At 54.3% G+C, this 20,219-nt stretch carries 16 protein-coding genes; 6 read left to right on the top strand and 10 right to left on the bottom strand.

What is annotated here, in order from left to right; all coding sequences use genetic code 11:
* Positions 1-32: 32 nt before the first annotated feature.
* From OQ371_RS04440 to OQ371_RS04410, 7 genes are all read right to left on the bottom strand, one after another.
* Positions 33-677 (bottom strand): 3-keto-disaccharide hydrolase, encoded by a 645-nt coding sequence (locus OQ371_RS04440; protein WP_265992577.1) that lies wholly within the window; start codon positions 675-677, stop codon positions 33-35.
* 91 nt (positions 678-768) lie between these two features.
* The gene (locus OQ371_RS04435; protein ID WP_265992576.1) at positions 769-1,347 is read right to left on the bottom strand and encodes a PD-(D/E)XK nuclease family protein; all 579 of its coding nucleotides are present in this window, start codon (positions 1,345-1,347) and stop codon (positions 769-771) included.
* 8 nt (positions 1,348-1,355) lie between these two features.
* Positions 1,356-1,799, bottom strand: a complete 444-nt coding sequence (locus tag OQ371_RS04430; RefSeq protein WP_265992575.1) for a DMT family transporter — start codon at positions 1,797-1,799, stop codon at positions 1,356-1,358.
* A 108-nt stretch (positions 1,800-1,907) separates the two neighbouring features.
* Positions 1,908-2,885, bottom strand: coding sequence for a type I phosphomannose isomerase catalytic subunit (locus tag OQ371_RS04425; protein ID WP_265992574.1), 978 nt, complete (start codon positions 2,883-2,885; stop codon positions 1,908-1,910).
* A 3-nt stretch (positions 2,886-2,888) separates the two neighbouring features.
* Positions 2,889-3,971, bottom strand: a complete 1,083-nt coding sequence (locus OQ371_RS04420; RefSeq protein ID WP_265992573.1) for a M20 family metallo-hydrolase — start codon at positions 3,969-3,971, stop codon at positions 2,889-2,891.
* Positions 3,972-4,035: 64 nt separating this feature from the next.
* Positions 4,036-4,920, bottom strand: coding sequence for a trypsin-like peptidase domain-containing protein (locus OQ371_RS04415; RefSeq protein WP_265992572.1), 885 nt, complete (start codon positions 4,918-4,920; stop codon positions 4,036-4,038).
* A gap of 131 nt (positions 4,921-5,051) precedes the next feature.
* The gene (locus tag OQ371_RS04410; RefSeq protein ID WP_265992571.1) at positions 5,052-5,762 is read right to left on the bottom strand and encodes a LytR/AlgR family response regulator transcription factor; all 711 of its coding nucleotides are present in this window, start codon (positions 5,760-5,762) and stop codon (positions 5,052-5,054) included.
* A 529-nt stretch (positions 5,763-6,291) separates the two neighbouring features.
* Here OQ371_RS04410 and OQ371_RS04405 point away from each other — a divergent pair.
* On the top strand, positions 6,292-6,780 hold the full coding sequence (locus tag OQ371_RS04405; protein ID WP_265992570.1) for an RNA polymerase sigma factor: 489 nt from the start codon (positions 6,292-6,294) through the stop codon (positions 6,778-6,780).
* Here OQ371_RS04405 and OQ371_RS04400 read toward each other — a convergent pair whose 3' ends face one another.
* Together OQ371_RS04400 and OQ371_RS04395 are read right to left on the bottom strand one after the other, a co-directional pair.
* Positions 6,781-8,196, bottom strand: coding sequence for an RtcB family protein (locus tag OQ371_RS04400; protein WP_265992569.1), 1,416 nt, complete (start codon positions 8,194-8,196; stop codon positions 6,781-6,783).
* Positions 8,197-8,210: 14 nt separating this feature from the next.
* On the bottom strand, positions 8,211-9,689 hold the full coding sequence (locus tag OQ371_RS04395; protein ID WP_265992568.1) for a gluconokinase: 1,479 nt from the start codon (positions 9,687-9,689) through the stop codon (positions 8,211-8,213).
* A 132-nt stretch (positions 9,690-9,821) separates the two neighbouring features.
* Here OQ371_RS04395 and OQ371_RS04390 point away from each other — a divergent pair, with 132 nt between their 5' ends.
* The 3 genes from OQ371_RS04390 (at position 9,822) to OQ371_RS04380 (ending at position 13,923) form a co-directional block, all read left to right on the top strand.
* Entirely contained in the window at positions 9,822-11,384 is a 1,563-nt protein-coding gene (locus OQ371_RS04390; RefSeq protein WP_265992567.1) for an FG-GAP repeat domain-containing protein, read from the top strand.
* Between the two features lie 121 nt (positions 11,385-11,505).
* Positions 11,506-11,829: a hypothetical protein gene (locus OQ371_RS04385; protein ID WP_265992566.1), complete on the top strand. Its 324-nt coding sequence runs from the start codon at positions 11,506-11,508 to the stop codon at positions 11,827-11,829.
* Positions 11,830-12,234: 405 nt separating this feature from the next.
* Positions 12,235-13,923 carry a PLP-dependent transferase gene (locus OQ371_RS04380; RefSeq protein ID WP_265992565.1) on the top strand — a complete coding sequence of 563 codons (1,689 nt, stop codon included), beginning with the start codon at positions 12,235-12,237 and terminating at the stop codon, positions 13,921-13,923.
* A gap of 112 nt (positions 13,924-14,035) precedes the next feature.
* On the opposite strand, the gene OQ371_RS04375 is transcribed toward OQ371_RS04380, so the two are convergent.
* Positions 14,036-14,581, bottom strand: a complete 546-nt coding sequence (locus tag OQ371_RS04375; protein WP_265992564.1) for a hypothetical protein — start codon at positions 14,579-14,581, stop codon at positions 14,036-14,038.
* A 350-nt stretch (positions 14,582-14,931) separates the two neighbouring features.
* Here OQ371_RS04375 and OQ371_RS04370 point away from each other — a divergent pair, with 350 nt between their 5' ends.
* Together OQ371_RS04370 and OQ371_RS04365 are read left to right on the top strand one after the other, a co-directional pair.
* The gene (locus OQ371_RS04370) at positions 14,932-18,102 is read left to right on the top strand and encodes a PVC-type heme-binding CxxCH protein (RefSeq protein WP_265992563.1); all 3,171 of its coding nucleotides are present in this window, start codon (positions 14,932-14,934) and stop codon (positions 18,100-18,102) included.
* Between the two features lie 110 nt (positions 18,103-18,212).
* Positions 18,213-20,213, top strand: a complete 2,001-nt coding sequence (locus OQ371_RS04365) for an FAD-dependent oxidoreductase (RefSeq protein WP_265992562.1) — start codon at positions 18,213-18,215, stop codon at positions 20,211-20,213.
* The last annotated feature ends 6 nt before the right edge of the window (positions 20,214-20,219 follow it).

Raw genomic sequence — 20,219 nt, 5'->3', positions numbered from 1 at the left:
TAAAAAAGCAGAATTTTCGGTATGGGAAGCGATTATTTTCGGGCCAGTTCCTGCAAACGGAGATTCCGCCAGCGGACCTCCATCGGGCGCTGAACGTTGGTGCCGTGAACCTGCAGGGCAATGAAGCCGCGTGTTTCGAGCGTATCGGTGTAATCCGTTGTCTGCACACCGTTTACGGAAATTTTAACGGTTTTGCCGACGGCTTCGATGCGGTATTTGTTCCAATCAAACTTTTTAAACGCCCTTTGGCCTGCGGGGTTGTTTTTCAGATCGGCCAGCCAGCCGCGCCGGGCTTCGTCGTACAGACCCCCACTCCAGGCCCGCGCCGACGGATCGATTTCGGCCTGGTACCCGTGAACCCGGCCATTTTTGTAATCCGGACGGCTTTCGCTGCGGAACTGAATGCCGGAATTCATGCCGGTATCGACCTTTACTTCCAGTTCCAGAATGAAATCATCGTAGTTTTTATTGGAGCACAGAAACGTATTCTGGGACTGGGGTTTTGAAATTCCCACAATCTCGCCGTTTTCGATGCGGTAATCGTTCTTGACCTGCTCCCCGCGAATGGTCCAGCCGCTGAAGTCTTTTCCGTTGAAAAAGGGCTGATCCTGTTCTTTCTGAAACGTGCAGAAAACAAGCGAAAACGCGAGGGCGGGCCAGATGATTAGCTTTTTCATGGTTTTTCAGGGGATTTCTTCGCGAAGTTGATCCGAAACTCCGCTTAACGTTGACGTTTTCGGATAAACTCCGGATAACAACCCGTTCTACTCATTCCGGATTCACAAAAATCTTCGGGTCGGTAATCAGCTCCCGGTGTTCTTCCAGAAATTGTTTGAACAGCCGGATTTCTTCAAGCTGTTTTTCAATCGGATGCGTTAGCGAATAACTTTCGACGTACACGTCCTTGAAATCCGTGATGAGGTATTCCATCAGCCGGATACCGCGTTTTTTGAGCGCGTGCAGGTAGAGGTTCTGGTGGTTGAAGGTGTAGCGCGGATGCTGGTACGAAGCCGTCGTTTTGATGTCAACGGCTTTGAATTTCCCGATCAGATCAACGTACCCGTAAAACAGCACGTCGTCGATTTCGTACTGGCAATAGACCTGCGTTTCGACGATGGGCCGGGGCAGATACCGCCGAAACTTCTCCAGAATGTCGGCGCTGAACCGTTCTTCCTGCTCGCCTTTGACAACCGCATCCTCAAACCGCACCCCGCGTTCCTGAGCCGCCGTGGTGGGCGTTGGCACCCGGTTGATGGTATCGAGCAACTGTTGCTGTGAGAAATTGCCCCCGGCCAGGTAGCGGGAAAAGACGTTCAGCAGCGTTGGATAAAAACGGTATTTGATCATAATTTGCGTTAGTTCTTCACAACCAGCACCACCCCCAGCACAATCAGCAGCACACCCGCCAACCGCCATACCGTCAGCCCGTGTTCCCGGAACCCGAGCAAGCCGTAATGGTCGAGAATCACGGCGGCCAGTAACTGACCGGCCACGCTCAGACTTAGCATGTTTCCCGCGCCAATTCGCGGAACGGTAATGATCACCGTGGTTACGTAAATAGCGCCCAGGAGCCCACCGGTCCATTTCCACCAACTGATTTCGCGCATTGTTTCCCAGGCCGGTACGGGAGCCCGCAGTGCCAGGCTGGCAACCGCCAAAACCAGAAAACCGGATCCAAATGAAATCATGGCCGCCAGAATTGGATGCGCCACCAACTGCCGCAACTGGGAATTGACGCCCGACTGCACACTCGTAGCCACCCCAACCAGAAAGGCGAAAATGAAATAGATAAGATTCATAAAGGAGGGATGAGTTAAGAATGATGAGTGATGAGTGGCGGGGCCGCTTCGCGGATGACCGAACAGAGCGGTAAACTCTTCCTTCTTAACTCATCCCTCATCACTCCGTCAGGGAACGTAGGATTCCAGAACCGTCATGTCGCCGTCGGGCACCAGGGTGACGCTCTTGGTCGAAGCGGGGAGCAGCGCACACTGGCCCATTTTCAGCGGGATGCGGTAGCCTTCGCCGGTTTCGACGGTCAGGGAGCCGCCGACGCAGACCAGAATGACGAATGAATCCAGGTGCGTGTAGTCGTGCAGCACTTCCTGATCGAAATTCAAGACGTTGGTGACGAAGTAGTCGCTGGCCACGGCGTTGACGCTGTGGTTCGGCTGCGCATCGTACTGCGTTTTGTAATGGTCGTAATGTTTATAGTTGATGGCGTCGACGGCCAGTTCGGTATGCAGTTCGCGTTTCTGCCCTTTGTCGTCGGTGCGGTCGAAATCGTAGATGCGGTACGTAATGTCGGAAGTTTGCTGAATTTCGGCCAGCAGAATGCCTTTCCCGATGTAGTGAACACGCCCGGCGGGCAGAAAAAACACGTCACCAGCCTGAACGTTCTCGATGTTCAGAATGTCCATCAGCGTGTTGTCTTCAACGGCTTTAACGTATTCTTCTTTTGTTACTTCCCGGTTGAACCCCGAGTTGAGCGTAGCGCCCGGGTCGGCTTCGAGGATGTACCACATCTCGGTTTTCCCGAAACTGTTGTGCCGCTCTTTCGCCAGTTTGTCGTCCGGGTGTACCTGGATCGACAGGTCGTCGTTGGCGTCGATGAATTTGACCAGCAGTGGAAATTCGTTGCCAAACCGTTCGTAGACGTGCTTGCCAACCAGTTCTTCCTTGTAGTGTTCCAACAATTCCTGAAGGCTTTTCCCCTTCAGCGGACCTTCGGCCACCACCGAGATATTACCCGAAACCCCGGAGATTTCCCACGTTTCTCCGCAATTGGGCAGGGGTGCGAAATCTTTGCCCAGTACGGTTTTTATTTTCTGGCCGCCCCAGATTTTGTCTTTAAAAATGGTCTCAAATGTGAGTGGGTAGAGCATGGTTTACAGGATTTGTTCCAACATTCGAATATATAACTCGATTCCCTGTTCAACTTCCCGCAAATAAATAAATTCGTCGGCGGTGTGTGAGCGTTCGGAGTGGCCGGGGCCGCATTTGAGCGAGGGACAATCCAGCAGGGCCTGGTCGGAGGTGGTTGGCGATCCGTAGGTTTCGCGGTTCATCAGGATACCGGCCCGTACAATCGGGTGATCGAGCGGAATACTCGACGGCTTTAGCCGAATGGAACGCGGCTGCACCGTGGAGCGGATATTCCGGCGAATCGTGTCGACAATCTCTTCCAGGGTGTACTGCTCGGTCACGCGCACATCGACCGTGAAGGTGCAGGTGTCGGGCACTACGTTGTGCTGCGAACCGGCGTTGATGACCGTCACCGACAGCTTCACCGGCCCCAGGGTCGGCGAGAGTTTCGGAAACGGGTTGCTCGTCAGCCACTCAATATCCTTGATGGCGTAATAGATGGCGTTGTCTCCTTCGTCGCGGGCGGCATGACCGGATTTGCCTTTGGCCGTGCAATCCAGCACCAGCAGCCCTTTTTCGGCGACGGCCAGGTGCATTTGCGTCGGTTCGCCCACGATGGCGAAATCAATGGGGGGAAGTTCCGGCAGAACCAGTTCCAGACCATCGCGGCCCGAGATTTCTTCCTCCGCCGTGGCCGCCATCACGATGTTATAGGCCAGGTCTTTCTTGTGGTAAAAGTGGCAGAACGTGGCAATCAGTGACACCAGTGCGCCCCCGGCATCGTTGCTGCCCAGGCCGTAGAGTTTGCCGTCGCGTTCGATGGGCTGAAACGGGTCGAGCGTCCAGGAGGCATTGGGTTTGACGGTGTCGTGGTGCGAGTTAAGCAGCAGCGTGGGCTTGGCCGGGTCGAAATGGCGGTTGTGCGTCCAGACGTTGTTTTTGGTCCGCCGGTAAGGAATGTTTTGTTGCCGGAAAAAATCTTCGATTACCAGGGCCGTGCGGTCCTCTTCCCGGCTGAAGGAAGGCGTTGCTATAAGGCGTTTAAGCAAGTCAATCGCCGATTCGGTTTGTGTCTCCAACGAATACGCCGTTAATTGTGAAATCATTACGTGTTCAAGTTACGGTATAAGCACTTACTAGGTATTCTGGGTAATGGCGGATAGAACGGGTCTATCCTTCGTAAAATTTAATATTCAGTTCCCGCAGGAATTTTTTGATGATCTCAACGTGAACACATTGCCCGACGTTCAGAAACGGGTAATTCGAAACCCGCGTCAGGCGTCCGTTAACGATCACTTCCCGGTCTTCAATGTCGAATCCGAGGTGTAAGTGACGCGTTGAACTCTGCATGCCGTAGATAATACCGTTGGTATCAAAAAGCGGGCCGCCACTTTGTCCGCGCAGCCCGGGCGTGCTCATTTCAATCCCCACGACCTCGTTGTTTTCCGCCCGCAGCCGGGTGATGATGCCGTCGATGGGAAAGCGCGGGGTGCTGGTGCGTCCGTCGGTGGTCCACTCGATCTCGTCGCGTTCAGCGTTGTAGCGGTAATTGGTAAATTCGGGAAAGGGGTAACCCAGCCGGCACAGGCTCCGGCCCTGCCTGATCTTGCTGCTGTCGCGCAGAAAAACTGCGCAGGAGTTGTATTTAAGCTGGTTGTAGCCTTCAAAATGAATCACTGCCAGATCCTGCGTGGGGTGCAGGTGGTACGTAATTCTCGACGACTGATCGAACGAACTTCCGAATTGATTTTTGATCTGGATGATGCTCTCCTGCCGCAGGTTGTATTTCTTTTCCAGATCTTCCAGCCGCCGGGCCGAATTGGGCGCCCGCATGATCGAACGGCGTTCTCCCTGAAACTTCAGGTAGTTCTGGTGGATGTTTTCCGACTGCAGCAGTTGCTCGGCAACGTGTTTACAGGTAACGGCATACGCCTGCTCATTCACGAAAAACATGGTCGAACAGGCCGGGATCACTTCGCTGCTGCCATACCGCCGGACGATCGACAGGATAGGACGCACGAAAGAGTCGACCCGTTCAATGGCTTCAACAAACATAATGTCGGTGTAAAAAACGGGAGCGCAAGATAATAAATCCACCGCTTGATTAGCGTCAAACGGGATTCAATTGCTACCGGTTACGCATCAATAACCTCACCATCGTACGACCAGGAGCTTTTGCCGGGCGCTTATACTTCCGACCGGCGGTCGAGCAGGCTCAGGAAGCCTTCAAACTTCTCGCGGTAGGAGGCCCCCAGGGGAATCTTGGCCGAACCGACAACAACGCTCCGGTAATTATAGCTGTTGATCTTGGACAGATTCGTCAGGTAAGACTTATGAATTCGTAGAAATTTTTGCTTGGGAAGAAGGTTTTCCAGGTTAGAAATAATTTCGTTGACAACCACTACTTTCTGATTGATAAATACTTTGCAGTAGGTGCCGAAAGCCTGAATGTAGTCGATGGCGTCGTAATCAAAACGCTGCATGGAATGTCCTACTTTCAGGAAAATGTATTTATCCTCCGTCAAGCTGTTGGAGGACAACTGAACGCCCAGGGCGCGGTTGAGGGCTCGGGTGAACCGGCTGAAGGTAAAGGGTTTGAGGAGGTAATCCGCCACCGAAAGGTCGTAGCATTCAACGGCAAAGTCGGTATAAGCCGTTGTGACGATGATGGGCAGGGGACTTGGAAATAACCGCAGAAGATCCAGGCCCGGCTGGTCGGGAAGCTTGATATCCAGAAGAATAAGATCAAATGACTGTTGCTGCAGGAGGGTTGCTGCTTCCAATAGGTTGGAGCATACTTGGGGTGGTAAAAAAAACGGCGTTCGGGCTAGATACTCTCTGAGCATGTCCGCGTCAGGACCCGAATCTTCAACTATGAGACAATGGCGGTATTTCATAAGCGAGCGAATGTGGTATTTGACAGAGTTTACAATTAGCGCTGACCATCGTTTGACGTCTAGTAAATGTACGTAAACGTTTTGTTTGTCCAAAGAATTCGTCAAAAAGTATTAGTACCTGTTAGCAACATATGAAATTAGCTAAGTCCGTCCACTCCGAAAGGGTTTATGTTATATTATTTATGGTATAGGTAACAAATGTAAAGTTATCGCACAATTGAATGTTAAGTGATTATACTTAAGTAGGGCTATTTTTGGCTGAAGAGTGCCATTTGGTACAGTTTAAATCTCTGTTGATACGGTTATTGTGCTCGTTTGGCGTATACGGGCAGGGATATGTACCCAAACGTCATCTAAAATCAGTAACATAGCAGACAGTTAACGTCTGATAAAGCAGGCCGCAAAGGAATTTTTACCCTGATTAGTAAAGAGAAATATTTACCATTATAATTTGTTCTGTCCGATGAAAGGTCTGTTATGCGACGAAGAACTCATTGGTTCTTACCTAGTTAGTAATCGAGCAGCATGTTTGTCTGCGATCTACAAACGGTATGCGCAGAAAGTATACGGCAGTTGTCTGGCATTCACCCGGGATCCGATCAAAGCCGAAGATTATACGCACGACATTTTTCTCCAGGTTTTTGTGAAAATTGATCAGTTTCAGGGACGCTCCGCTTTTTCAACCTGGCTGTTTGCCATTTCTCAGAACTACTGTCGGCAACGGGCCCGGGCGGCCGGTCGGATGGATGTAATATCGATGAATGAAGTTGACGTTGAAAACTTTCCGGATGCGGATATGATCGATGGCAAGCATCTGATGCTGAGTCAGCTAGCCGTAGTTTTAGACACGCTGGAGCCGGATAAAAAGGACTTGCTGCAACTTAAGTACATAGAAAACATTGATATTTCAGAAATCGCGCGGCAATACAACATCAACAACAGCGCGGTTAAAATGCGCCTGAAACGCACCCGCGATCAGGTCGCTGAAGCCTATCAGCGACGGTTTGTGGCGGAATGATCAATCGTCCATCCGGACAATCCTGGGCTGAAAACGCCCTACCACATCAACCAGGTCGCGCTGGAAACTCATTACCTGATTGATGTCCTTATAAGCCATCGGCGCTTCGTCGAGCCCCCCACCGAGCAACGTAATTCCATGTTGATTCAAGACATCCTGAACCTGCGACCACGTCAGGCTGTTCTTCGCGGCCGAACGCGAGAGCTTGCGCCCGGCTCCGTGCGAAGCCGAATCCAGTGACGTCGCTTCACCGCGCCCCCGCACAATAAAGCCGGGCTGGGTCATGGAACCCGGAATGATGCCGAGCACGCCCTTACCGGCCGGAGTAGCACCTTTGCGGTGAACAATCAGCTCCTGCGGCTCGGCACCCGGACCGGCGTGGCGCTCTTTCCAGGCAAAATTGTGGTGGTTTTCCACAACGGCCAGCGGTTTCTGGCTCAGCGATCGGGCAATTTTGTGGTGAATTTGATGGTGGCAGGCCGAAGCATAATCGCCGGCCAGATTCATGGATAACCAGTATTCCTGTCCTGCCTCACTGTCCAACGACAGCCAGGCCAGGTGTTTGGCCTGACCCGGTAGCGGGGTGGTCTCCATCGCTACGCGCGTGTAGTGATTGGCAATGCTGGCGCCCAGGCCCCGCGATCCCGAGTGCGACAGGAGGGCCAGGTACGAGCCAAGCGGAATGCCAAACTCGTTGTCCGGGTCGGTGATTTCGGCAATGCCAAACTCTACAAAGTGATTCCCCGATCCCGACGAACCGATTTGCCGAACGGCTTTGTCGTGCAGCCCGCGCAGCAACGGAATCTGTCGAAACTCGGGCCGGTCGAGCACTGCATCATCCAGGGGCTTGCTGAACTCCCGGCCCGCCCCAAAAAGGGTTTCGCGCTGAAGGATGTTTTTCAATTTTTTAGTTTCGCCATAAACCGTGTTTTCGGGTAAGTCGTAAATGCTCAGACACATCCGGCAGCCAATATCCACACCCACACCGTACGGGATGACGGCATTGTGGGCCGCCAGGACCCCGCCAATCGGCAGGCCGTACCCCTGGTGGGCGTCCGGCATCAGGGCTCCGGCAACCGTTACTGGCAACCGCATGGCAATCTCCATCTGGTTGATGGCTCCGGTGTCAATGTGGTCGGCCCCGAAAACCGTATATTCCCTCCGTTCTTCGTGCAGCGGAATTTCGGCGGTAACCTTTGGAGCCGGCTTCTCAACCAGTTCGGCGGCAATGGTTCCGAGGGTTTCAATGTCCAGAAAGTCGGCCGGATTCTGCAGCACTTTTTCCAGCAGTTCCAGGGCTTCCCGATGGGAAGTGTGCTTGAACGATTGCTGCATGACGCTGATGGCAATGCTAATGACTTTTCCTTCCGGATAGCCAATCTTGCGCAGATCCTTACCGGTTAGTTTTAGTTTCATGGCAATGGATAAGATTAAGGCAGTGCCTGCTCAAATCGCTGATAGACCTGGCGATACCGCCGGTGGCACTCGGCGTCGGGTTCGAACGTTCGGCCAAAACCAACGTAGCGCATCGCGTCGCCCAGGGATGTAACTCGTCCGGTGGCCTTCAGGGTTAATAAAATTGCGCCAATGGACCCGCTTTCGTTGCTTTCATTGAGCCGGACCGGGACGCCAAAAATATCGGCCATCATCTGCACCCAGAATTCAGACTGGGCAAATCCGCCGTTGGCGTGAATTACCTGCGTTGGGCCGGTATGCCGTGATAGGATTCGCTCGATGCGGAGCAGATTGAACAGCACGCCCTCCAGAGCCGCCCGGACAAAATGCGCCCGCCCGTGCTGCCAGTCGACATTCAGGTAAGAACCACGCACTCCGGCATCCCACAGGGGAGCCCGTTCGCCCTGCAGGTAGGGCAAAAACAGCAGGTCGTCGGAACCGGCCGGCACCGTTTGGGCTTCCTCCAGCACCGCGTCGGTTTCCGACTGCGTCAGCTTCTCCGATACCCATTGCAGTACGTTCGCACCGTTGTTGGTGGGTCCGCCCACCACGAAATAATTCTTGTCGGTTTTGTCATCGACGTTCAGGATGTAGCTAAAGAGCCGTCCCTGATCGTCGCGCAGCGGCCGCTGAACCGTGCGCCGGATCGCTCCGCTGGTGCCAATCGTGATGGTGGTAATACCGGCCCCAATGGCCCCCGCGCCCAGATTGGCCAGGCAACCATCCGAGGCTCCGATGTACAAGGTTGCAGGGTTCAGGCAGTCCGTTATGGTTTTGGGCAGGTTGGCACTGGTAAGTTTACCGGCGTGGGTGGTCGGTACGGGTTCCGAGAGCTGCTCCAGACGAATGCCGGCATACTCAAGGGCGACCGGATACCACGCCTTCTGCTGGCTGTCGAAAAGGCCGGTGGCGGTGGCAATCGAATAATCGACCTGATACTGGCCGGTCAGTTTATGCCAGATGTATTCTTTAATTGAAATCCAGCCGGTGGCCCGTCGTAGCAGCCGCAGGTCATTTTCGCGAAACCACGCCAGTTTACACAACGGAATCATGGGGTGCAGCGGAGTACCGGTCTGCTGATAAATGCTCCTGCCCAGCTCGGCCTGCTCGTGGCGCAGGTCGTCGGCCTGTTTTTCCGAACGGTTGTCCGACCAGAGAATGGCGTTCGTAAGCGGCTTTCCGTGGTCGTCAACGGCCAGAATGCTGTGCATGGCTGCGCTGAACCCCACCGCTTCCACGGTCCCCTTTTGCTGCCCGACTTCCCGGCAAACCTCTTCCAGCACGTCCGTCAACTTCTTCCAGACTTCTTCCGGGTCTTGTTCCGCGTAGCCAGGTTGCGGGTTGAGGGTGGTTAATGGTTCCGATGCGTGCGCAACGATCTCGCCGGATTCCGGATGAAAAGCGAGAGCTTTAACGTTCGTGGTTCCGATGTCGACGCCGAGAATACAGTTCATTCGAGTGGGATTAGTGCCGTGCAAAGAAAAAAGAAAAAGCCGTAATGCGTTCTAAAACCGCCTGCGGCTTATCTTTTCAGTTTGAAAACAGGCGGTTTTGTGATAAGTTTGTCAAATGCCTTTTTTTATAAGATGTCTTTTAATAAATCAATTTCGGGTCTTGCCTTTTTGTTTTTTGTAAGCTGTCTGTTTGCCTGCAACCAAAGTCCAAAGTCGACCACGCCCACCGAGCCATCGGGCTTAAACGGTCGGGAGCTTGCCCAAAAATACTGCAACAGTTGCCACACCGTGCCGACGCCGGATTTGCTGGAAAAAAAACTCTGGAAACAAAAGGTGTTGCCACAAATGGCCCTCCGCATGGGCTTTTTTGCCGACTCGTTGTCGCCGTTCCGGCAAATGAGCGGTCCGGAAGAGATCGAGCGGGTTGTCCACTCCAGTGCTTTTGCAGACGTACCCATGCTCCACCCCGCAGACTGGCAGAAGATCACGGATTATTACGTCAGCAATGCGCCGGACAAGCCGCTGCCCCAGGCTCCCAAACCCGCCATTGCCAATCAGTTACCGCTTTTTAGTGTTCGTCAGCCCGCCCAACCGATCGATAACCTGATTACGCTGCTGAAGTACGAACCCCGTAGCCAGCGTATTGCCGTGGGAAGTCGGCGCGGGAAAATGTTTTTCCTCGACCAGAATCTGCAAAAAGTGGATTCGATGGTAACGTTCAACCCACCGTCTAACCTGCGCGTTCGGGCCGATGGCAGCCTGGATGTCCTGACGATGGGCAACATGGATCCCAACGATCGAATGAATGGCGAATTGCTGCACCTACACCGGAGCCCGGCGACGCAGAAAATGGAACGGACGGTGTTGCTGCAAAAACTGCAACGCCCGGTCGAAGCCACCTATACCGACCTGAACGGGGATGGCAAAGAGGATATTCTGGTGTGCCAGTTCGGCTACTACCTGGGGCAGTTGAGTTGGTTTGAAAACACCGGAACCGCCTACATCGAACACGTTTTGGAACCCGTGCCGGGGGCAATCCAAACCGTAGTAACCGACATGAACGCCGACGGCCGGGCCGACATTGTGACGTTGCTGTCTCAAAGCGATGAACAGGTGGCTATTTTTAACAACGAAGGCGGAGGGCGGTTCTGGAAAAAAACCGTGCTGCGTTTTCCGCCCGTGTTCGGATCAAGCCACCTGGATGTCGTTGATTTTGACCGGGATGGCGATATGGACCTGCTTTACACCAACGGGGATAATGCCGATTTCTCGAGCTCTCCGAAGCGGTATCACGGTATTCGGCTCTTTCGCAACGACGGTAATTTTCGGTTTCGGCAGGTCTGGTTTTACCCCATGCACGGCGCCACCAAAGCCCTGGCCCGCGATTTCGACGGCGATGGCGATCTGGACGTGGCTGCCATTGCTTTCTTTCCGGATTTTTCCCGTCAACGACTGGAGAACTTTGTCTACCTGGAAAACCGGGGAAACAACCGGTTCCGGCCCGCGATGTTTCCGGAAGCCAACCAGGGCGCCTGGCTGACGATGGACGCTGCCGATGTGGATCGGGATGGAGACGAAGACATTTTGCTGGGGTCGTTTGCGTTTCGGGTGACGCCTACCCCGAAAGAACTACTGGATCGCTGGCGAAATGCGAAAGCGGGCGTGATGCTGCTCGAAAACCAGACAAAGAAATAAAGCTTGTGTTGTCTCTATAATTGGGGTATTGACTAACAAGCAGTTCCCGGGCTGGAAATATAAGTTTATTAATTAGGCATTGTCCGTTAAAATGGTAACATTGGTGCAATATTGACGGGATATGGAACAAGCAGGAAAAAACCAGTCTAAACCGTTGTCTAAGCAAGCATCATCACAAGGGAGCTACCTGATCTGCAAGAGAAGTCAGGAACTGCTGGCGAAAGTGGCGGAAATAGCCCAGAGGCAACGGGATATCAGCCAACGGTTGGCGCAACTTGAAGCACGACTGAATGCCATTGAACATGACCTGGAGGACTGCCGGATCCCCATAAATACCTGCATTGATTTTATCCCTTTCAAAACGCCACCTGCCAACGCCAAATGGGCCATTCTTTACGTCTACGCCAATAGTTTCAAAGACGGTTACTACCTGTCCGCCAGTTAGCAAGAACGGCATTTTTTCTGCAACTTATTAAACAAGGGTTTGCCCTATCTTAGTATGGCTTATCCGCAGCCTTCATCTTCCTCCGGGGCAATGAGAATGCCACCCGGTAAGAGGCAGTTTCGCTTCCCATTTACTACAATTAGTGGGCCGAATGCAGCGGCCAAAGAATGATTGGACAATCGGCTTCTGTGGCAAATAATCTGAAAAATAGGCTGCTTATTACGATAAATTCCTGCTGTATTATTATACTTGTTGTTTAATTACGATTGATTCAATTGTCCCCATAGCCATACTACGCTTATTAGACCATCTCTTAGGTGATCCCTGCGCTACTCATGCCGGAATTTACAGGTGATCAAAAGCTCAAACCCCTTTTTTATATCTGAAAACTAGCTTTTTAAGAGCATGAAACGAAGAGAAATATTGAAAGAGCTGAGTCTTCTTCCATTAGCCGGCAGTATGGTCAGCAGTGTGGAGGCTTTTGCGGAAAGCCGTCCGGCGTCGAACTGGTTCAGAAAGGCCGCAGCTCAGGTAGCACCCGCTATGGGACCGCTCAAGGCCGGACCCCAGATTTACCAATCCATTGGCGTCGAACCGATCATTAACTGCCGCGGCACTTTCACCATCATCGGGGCGTCAATGGAGCTGCCGGAAGTAAAGGAAGCGATGGAATACGCCAGCCGGTACAACGTTCAGATCGACGAACTGGCCTTCGGAATTGGCAAACGGCTGTCTGAAATTACCGGGGCTGAGTGGGGCATGGTGTCGTCGGGCTGCGCTGCGGGGCTCAACGAGGTAACGGCGGGCATCCTGGCGGGCGGCAATCCCGAAAAACTCATCCGCATCCCCAATCTGGAAGGGTTTGAAAAAACGGAAGTTATCATTCCCCGGTCTTCCCGCAACGTCTACGACCACGCGATCCGGAATTGCGGAGTGAAAGTCATTACGGTCAACACCCTGGAAGAACTGGAAACGTCCATCAATCCGCGGACGGCCATGATTTATATGATGCCGGGCCAGGCCCCCTGGACGGTGGAAAATGTTGCCAAGATCGCCAAACCCAAAAACGTCCCCATCCTGGTTGACGCGGCCGCCGAACGGCTGACCATTCCGAACATCCACCTTCAGGCCGGAGCATCGGTGGTTGGCTACAGCGGGGGGAAAGTGATCCGGGGGCCTCAGAGTGCCGGTCTGCTGCTGGGCAACAAAGACATTCTGATGGCGACCTGGCAGGCCAGCGCCCCGCACCACGGGCCCTGCCGGAACAACAAAATCGGACGGGAGGAGCAAATTGGAATGCTGGCGGCCGTAGAAGCCTGGGCCGTCCGGGATCACAAAGCCGAAATGGATACCTGGGTTTCCTGGCTGGAGACGATCTCGAAAAAGCTTTCCGGCATCGACGGTGTGCAGCTGAACGTGCGCCGACCGGAAGAAGGCGCCCTTGATAACGCGACCCCCATGCTGACCATTAGCTGGGACCCAACGAAGCTGCACATCACCGGGCAGGAAGTGGCCGACGAACTGGCCACCACCAAGCCCCGCGTGGCGGTCGGAACCGGTTTTCGGCGGGGGCAGCCCGCTTCCGGCTCGACACCACCGACCACTTCCATTACGATTGCCGCCTACATGATGGGAGCGGGCAACGAGGTGATTGTGGCCAAGCGGGTTCACGAAATCCTGACCCGCAAACGCAGCGCAGCGGCTACACCGGCCGAAATGAAAGCACCCGCAGCCGATCTGAGCGGCCGGTGGGAGGTTAATATTGATTTTTACACCAGCAAAAGCCAGCACACGTTCATCATCGAAAAACAGGATGGCAACTGGCTGACAGGTACGCATAAAGGCGAGTTTGCCACCCGCGATCTGATCGGTTCCATCGAAGGAGACGAGGTGCGGTTCCAGAGTCGGTACAGCGTACCGGGCGACAACCTGGTGATGACGTTTTACGGAAAGCTCTCGGGCGATACCATCACCGGAGAAATCGATATGGTCGAGTACATCAACGCCAAGTTTACGGCCAAGCGGCCGGTTGTTTCATCCTCTTCCGGTCGCCAGCGGATCGTCGTTCCGTCCGGCAGACCGTTTTCGACCTAGAAAAAGCCGGACACTACAAAACGAAAGCCCGATACAACCGGGCTTTCGTTTTGTAGTGTCCGCCTACCGCCGGATTTTCAGGTCATCCGGGTGCGCGGGAATCGGTATTTATTTACCAGGAAATGGCCTCGAGCCGTACGCCCTGCGGAGCTTCCGCGTCGGAAAGTTTGATGCCTGTTTTACCGGCTTCCACCTGATAATTCATGGTTTCCTGTCTCAATTCCTCCTTGCGGGCATCGCGGTTGATGTTGCTTCTGGGGGCGCAGGAATAGAAACCCCGGTAGTTGCCGCGGGTGGGTGTAATCGTGAACGTATGATTCGCTTCATTGACCTTCACCGTTCCTTTAAAGTAGCTATAAGCTTCCGTCCGGCAGTTGTAACTCGTGGTTGAATTGATGACATACTGTTCGTACGTGCCGTTCGGATGAAATTCGAACACCAGCGCCTGCTCGTAGGCGTTGCCGGAATATTTGCCGTTGTAATCCCAGAAGTTGGTCGGTGAGAAAACGCCGTACGACCACTTGCCAACCAGTTCCGACGGTATTTTACCGGTACCACCGGATGGTTCACCCGTTTCCGGATCAATGTCACTTCCGCCTTTCTTGCAGGCCACCGAGAGGATAACCAGCGCCATAAGCGCCAGAAAACGCATTTTCATACTTGTTCAGTCGTTTTTGTTGTTTGGTACTCTGTGCGTCAGAGTGGGTACAAAACAAGGCAAGCGCCTGCACACGCCCAAAAACCGCGCTTTCGAAAGGCCGTAACTGCTGACTGAACTGGCGAAATGAACGCATGAATTGATTTCTCCGGAATCGGGGCGGAAGCCAGCACGCCAGGGATGAAAAAGCGGTGGGCCTGTATGATTAAAACAGGCGCTCACAGGTAGAAAAAGCGCCCAGTTGACTTAATACCATGATGAATAGTATCCTATCCCATAACCTGCTTTGAACCAGCGGGTCGTTGAAAAAAATCGGTTTAAAAAGTTGGATTCTACTCGCAAAAAGCAAAATGTCTAAACCCAGAAAAAGAAGCCTTATTGGACTGCTCACCGCAGTTGGATTGGCGCTGATCGCATTCAGTGCGTTTCAGGTGAATGAATCTAAAACCTTACAGATCAAAAAAGGAGCGCACATTGTGCTGCTGGGTAACAACCTGGGGTCGCGCATGATGAACTACGGTGCCTTCGAAACCGAGATGCAGGTTCGGTATCCGGATAACCAGCTCTTCATCCGTAACATGTGCGACGGGGGCGATACGCCCGGCTTTCGTCCGCACGCCAGCCGCAACTCGCCCTGGGCTTTCCCGGGTGCCGAAAAATTTCAGACCGAATACGCCAACCCGTCCCAGAGCGAGGGGCATTTCGATGCACCCGACCAATGGCTGACCCGCCTGAAAACCGACATCATCGTGGCTTTTTTCGGTTACAACGAATCGTTTCAGGGCAAAGCAAACCTGGACAACTACAAAGCCGAGCTGGATGCGTTTGTTAAATGGACGCTGAGCCAGAAGTACAACGGCGTTTCAGCTCCGCAGCTGGCCCTGGTGTCGCCCATCGCCTTCGAAGATTTGTCGGCCAAGTTTGACCTGCCCAACGGCAAGAAGGAAAACGCAAACCTGGCGCTGTACACCAACGCCATGAAGGAAGTGGCCGAGCAGAATAACGTATTGTTTGTGGATGCCTTCACGCCGTCGCAGCAGTGGTATGCCGCCAGCAAGGAGGATTTAACCATTGACGGTTCGCAGTTGAACGAAGCGGGTTATCAAAAACTGGGCCTGCTGCTGGCCGATCAGCTGTTTGGGAAAGTGGCCCCCAAGGCCCAGGCCAATCGTAAGCTGGTGCATGATATGGTGATGGAGAAAAACTGGATGTGGCACAACGACTTCAAAATTCCGAACGGTGTGCACGTCTACGGTCGCCGGTACAATCCGTTTGGCCCCGACAACTACCCCGCCGAAATTCAGAAAATCCGGGAAATGACCGACATCCGGGATCAGGCCATTTGGCTGGCAGCATCGAAGGGCGAAAAAACAGATTTGGCCGCGGCCGATAAAAACACATCTCCACTGCCGCCCGTAAAAACCAACTTTAACCCGGAGAAAAACGGTAGCCTGACGTACCTCTACGGCAACGACGCACTGGCGAAACTGAAAGTGCCTCAGGGCTACAAAATTGAGCTTTTTGCCACCGAACAGGAATTTCCGAATTTGGCCAAACCGATGCAGATGTCGTTCGACAGCAAAGGACGGCTCTGGGTGGCGTGTATGCCGAGCTACCCGCACTACAAACCCGGTGACACCAAGCCGAACGATAAAATCATTATTCTGGAAGACACCAACGGCGACAACAAAGCCGATAAGGAGACGGTTTTTGCCGACGGGCTGCACCTGCCGCTGGGCTTCGAAATTGCCAAGGAGGGCGTTTACGTTTCGCAGGGAACCAACCTGAAACTTTTTACCGACACCAACGGCGACAACAAGGCCGACAAGGTTGAAATTCTGCTGAGCGGTTTTGACGACCACGACACCCACCACAACAGCCACGCCTTTACGGTCGATCCGTCCGGGGCCATCTACTCGGGCGAGGGCGTGTTTCTGCATACCAACGTCGAAACGTCCTACGGGCCGGTTCGGGCGACCAACGGCGGTTTTTACCGGTATGCACCGCAGCTAAAAAAACTGGAGCGGACGGCGCAGCTCTCCATTCCGAACCCCTGGGGCATTGCCTTCGACGACTGGGGGCAACCGTTTTTTGCCGAAACCTCCAGCCCCGATGTGCGCTGGATGATGCCGGGGTCGGTGTTTCCGCGCTACGGACAGGCCACGCACAAGTCGGCCCAGTTGGTCGAGGAGGCCCACCGGGTCCGCCCGACGTCTGGTCTGGAGTTTGTGTCGAGCCGTCACTTCCCGGATGAGCTGCAGGGCGATTTCCTGATCAACAACACCATCGGATTTCTGGGAACGAAGGAACACACGCTGGTCGACGATGGCACGGGCTACAAAAGCAAACACCGCATGGATCTGGTTGTGAGCGATGACCGCAATTTTCGTCCGGTTGACATGGAGTTTGCCCCCGACGGTTCGCTGTACCTCATTGACTGGCACAACATCCTGATTGGCCACATGCAGCACAACGCCCGCGACCCCCTGCGCGACCACTCGCACGGACGGGTTTACCGGATTACGTACCCGTCGCGGCCGCTGGTGAAACCGGCTAAAATTGACGGAGCCAGCATTGACGAACTTTTTGAAAACCTGAAACTGCCCGAATACCGGACCCGCTACCGGACCCGGCGCGAACTGCGCGGACGGGATGCAAACCAGGTGCTGGCTAAACTTAAAACCTGGGTTGCCAAACTGGATAAAAACGATCCCCGCTACGAACACCATCTGCTGGAAGGGTTGTGGGTAAGCTGGGGCATGAACAAAGTAGACCAGCCGCTGCTGCGGCAAATGCTGAAGGCCAGGGATTACCACGCCCGGGCTGCGGCCGTGCAGGTGGTGCGGTATACGGGTCATCAGGTGGCCGACCAGGCTGACCTGCTCATGCAGGCTGCCCGCGATGACAACGGCCGGGTTCGGCTGGCTGCCATCGTAGCCGCTTCCTGGATCGGGCCCGAAAAAGGGTTACCCATCCTGGACGAAGCCGCCAAGAAACCGTTGGACGAGTGGATGGTTCACGCCCACGCCACCGCCGTGGCCCACCTGAAGGGCGAGAACGTGAAACCGTTGAAGGAGAAAGTGGTGGCTTCCAGCCTGAAAGGGGCCGAACTGGCGCTGTACAACCAGGGCAAGGAAATCTACGGCAAGGAAGGCTACTGCGTCACCTGCCACCAGGCCGACGGCAAAGGGCTGGCGGCTTCCGGTTTCCCCCCGCTGACGGGTACCAACTGGGTAACCGGTAACCAGGAACGGTTGATCAAACTGGCGCTGAAAGGGCTTCTGGGACCGATTGAAGTGCAGGGCAAAAACTACCCCGGTCAGGTTCCGATGACGCCGTTTGGCGGGCTGCTTAAGGATGACGAGCTGGCCGCGGTTCTTACGTACGTGCGGAATTCATTCGGCAACCAGGCCGCGGCCATTTCGCCGGAGCAGGTCAAAAAAGTCAGGATGGCTACCGAAAACAAAAAGGATTTCTACTCCCCGGATCAGTTGCTGAAAGAACATCCGATGGAGAAATAAACCATTGGAAATGGAGGAAGGACCCGCTATAAGGCGGGTCCTTATTTCTTTGTATGACGCCGAGCGAATCGGAGCTTTTCGGTTGATGCGGTGTCTCAACTTTTTCAAACATGCGCTACGTTCTTATTATTTGTTTCAACCTGCTCATTATTAACTCGGTCCTTGCGCAGCAAGCGGTGGATATCTGCGTCTACGGCGGCACCTCGGGCGGGGTCATTGCAGCTTATACTACCCGCAAAGCCGGTAAAACCGTGCTCCTGATCGAACCCGGTAAGCACCTGGGCGGCATGACCTCGGGCGGCCTGGGCCTCACCGACATCGGCAACAAATACGCCATCACGGGTCTGGCCCGCGATTACTACCGGCGCATTGGTCAGCATTACGGTAAGTTTGAACAGTGGATTTTTGAGCCCCACGTGGCCGAAGACCTGTTCAAAGAGTATGTGAAACGCGGCAACGTAAATGTCCTGCTTTCGCACCGGCTGGCCAGTGTCAGGAAAAGCGGGGGCCGGATTCAGGAAATCACGCTGGAGAATTCGGATAATCCGTCGGCCAAACGCACGGTTCGGGCCAAAATGTTTATTGACTGCTCCTACGAAGGCGATCTGATGGCCCAGGCCGGGGTGTCGTACTTTGTGGGCCGGGAAGCCAATGCAAAATACAACGAAACGCTCAGCGGGGTGCAACTGATGACGGGCCACCAACTGCCCGACGGCATCGATCCCTACAAAACACCGGGCAATCCGGATTCCGGGCTGCTCTGGGGCGTCAGCCCGGCGAAACTGGAACCCAACGGCACCGGCGACACCAAAGTCCAAGCGTACAACTACCGCATTTGCCTGACTTCCGATCCCGCCAACCAGGTGCCCATCACCCGCCCGGCGGGCTACGATTCTACCAAATTCGACTTGTTGGTGCGGCTCATTGCGGCCCAGCCGCAGAAACGGACGCTCAACGATTATTTCATCTGGAGTGGGATGCCCAACCAGAAAACCGATATCAACAACCGCAACGGTTTTTCAACGGATATGATCGGGATGAATTACGAATACCCCGACGGCAGTTACCAGCAACGGGCGCAGATCATCCGCGATCACGAATTATACACCAAAAGCCTGCTGTACTTCTTCGGCCACGATCCGCGGGTGCCGCAGGAACTCCGGCAGGAAATGCGCAAGTGGGGCTATCCCAAAGACGAGTACACGGATACCGGCCACTGGTCCCCGCAGTTGTACGTGCGGGAAGCGCGCCGGATGGTCGGGGCGTATGTGATGACGCAGGCCAATTGTCAGGGCAAAGAAGTGGTGGAGGATGGGGTAGGAATGGCGGCTTACACGATGGATTCGCACAACATTCAGCGGATTGTCATTGAGAAAGACGGCAAGAAGATGGCAAAGAACGAGGGCAACGTGGAGGTGGGCGGTTTTGGTCCCTATCCGATCGCTTACCGGGCGTTGATTCCGAAGGAAAACGAGTGCCAGAACCTGCTGGTGCCGGTTTGTCTGTCGGCTTCGCACATTGCCTACGGGTCGATCCGCATGGAGCCGGTATTTATGGTTCTGGGCCAGTCAACGGCTTTGGCGGCCGTCATGGCGATTGACGGCAACACCAGTGTGCAGCGAATTGACGTACCGAAACTGCAACAGCGCCTGAAGGCCGATCCGCTGGCCGACGGCAGCACGCCCGAAATGCTGGTGGATAATGAAAACCCGGCCCTGACGGCAACCACGGGTTCGTGGCGGCTGGAAAACAAGAGCAAAGCCGGCTACGGACCTTCGTACCTGGTTCACGAAGGTGCGGGTGCGGAGGGGGCGTCGGTGCGGTTTACGCCGGAGGTGGTCAAGGCTGGTAAATACCGTCTTTACACGTATTTTCCGCGGCTGGCCAAAAGCGCCAGCGAAGTGACGATCACGGTGTTTGACGGAAAAGTGCGCAGGACAATTCCGATCAAACCGGCGGAAATCGTGGTGGTGGGCCAGACCTCCGGCGAATGGGTTGCGCTGGGGGAGTACGAATTGCCCAAAGGCAAAACCGCATCGGTTGACATTGCGGCCCGGCAAGCCGACGGACCGGTGGTGGCCGATGCCGTTCTGTTTGTTCCGGCGTTTTGACGAACC

The organism is Larkinella insperata, from assembly GCF_026248825.1.
GTDB classification, from domain to species: domain Bacteria; phylum Bacteroidota; class Bacteroidia; order Cytophagales; family Spirosomataceae; genus Larkinella; species Larkinella insperata.
Note: the sequence above shows the minus strand (reverse complement) of the source record. Positions and strands in the feature narration are given on the sequence as shown.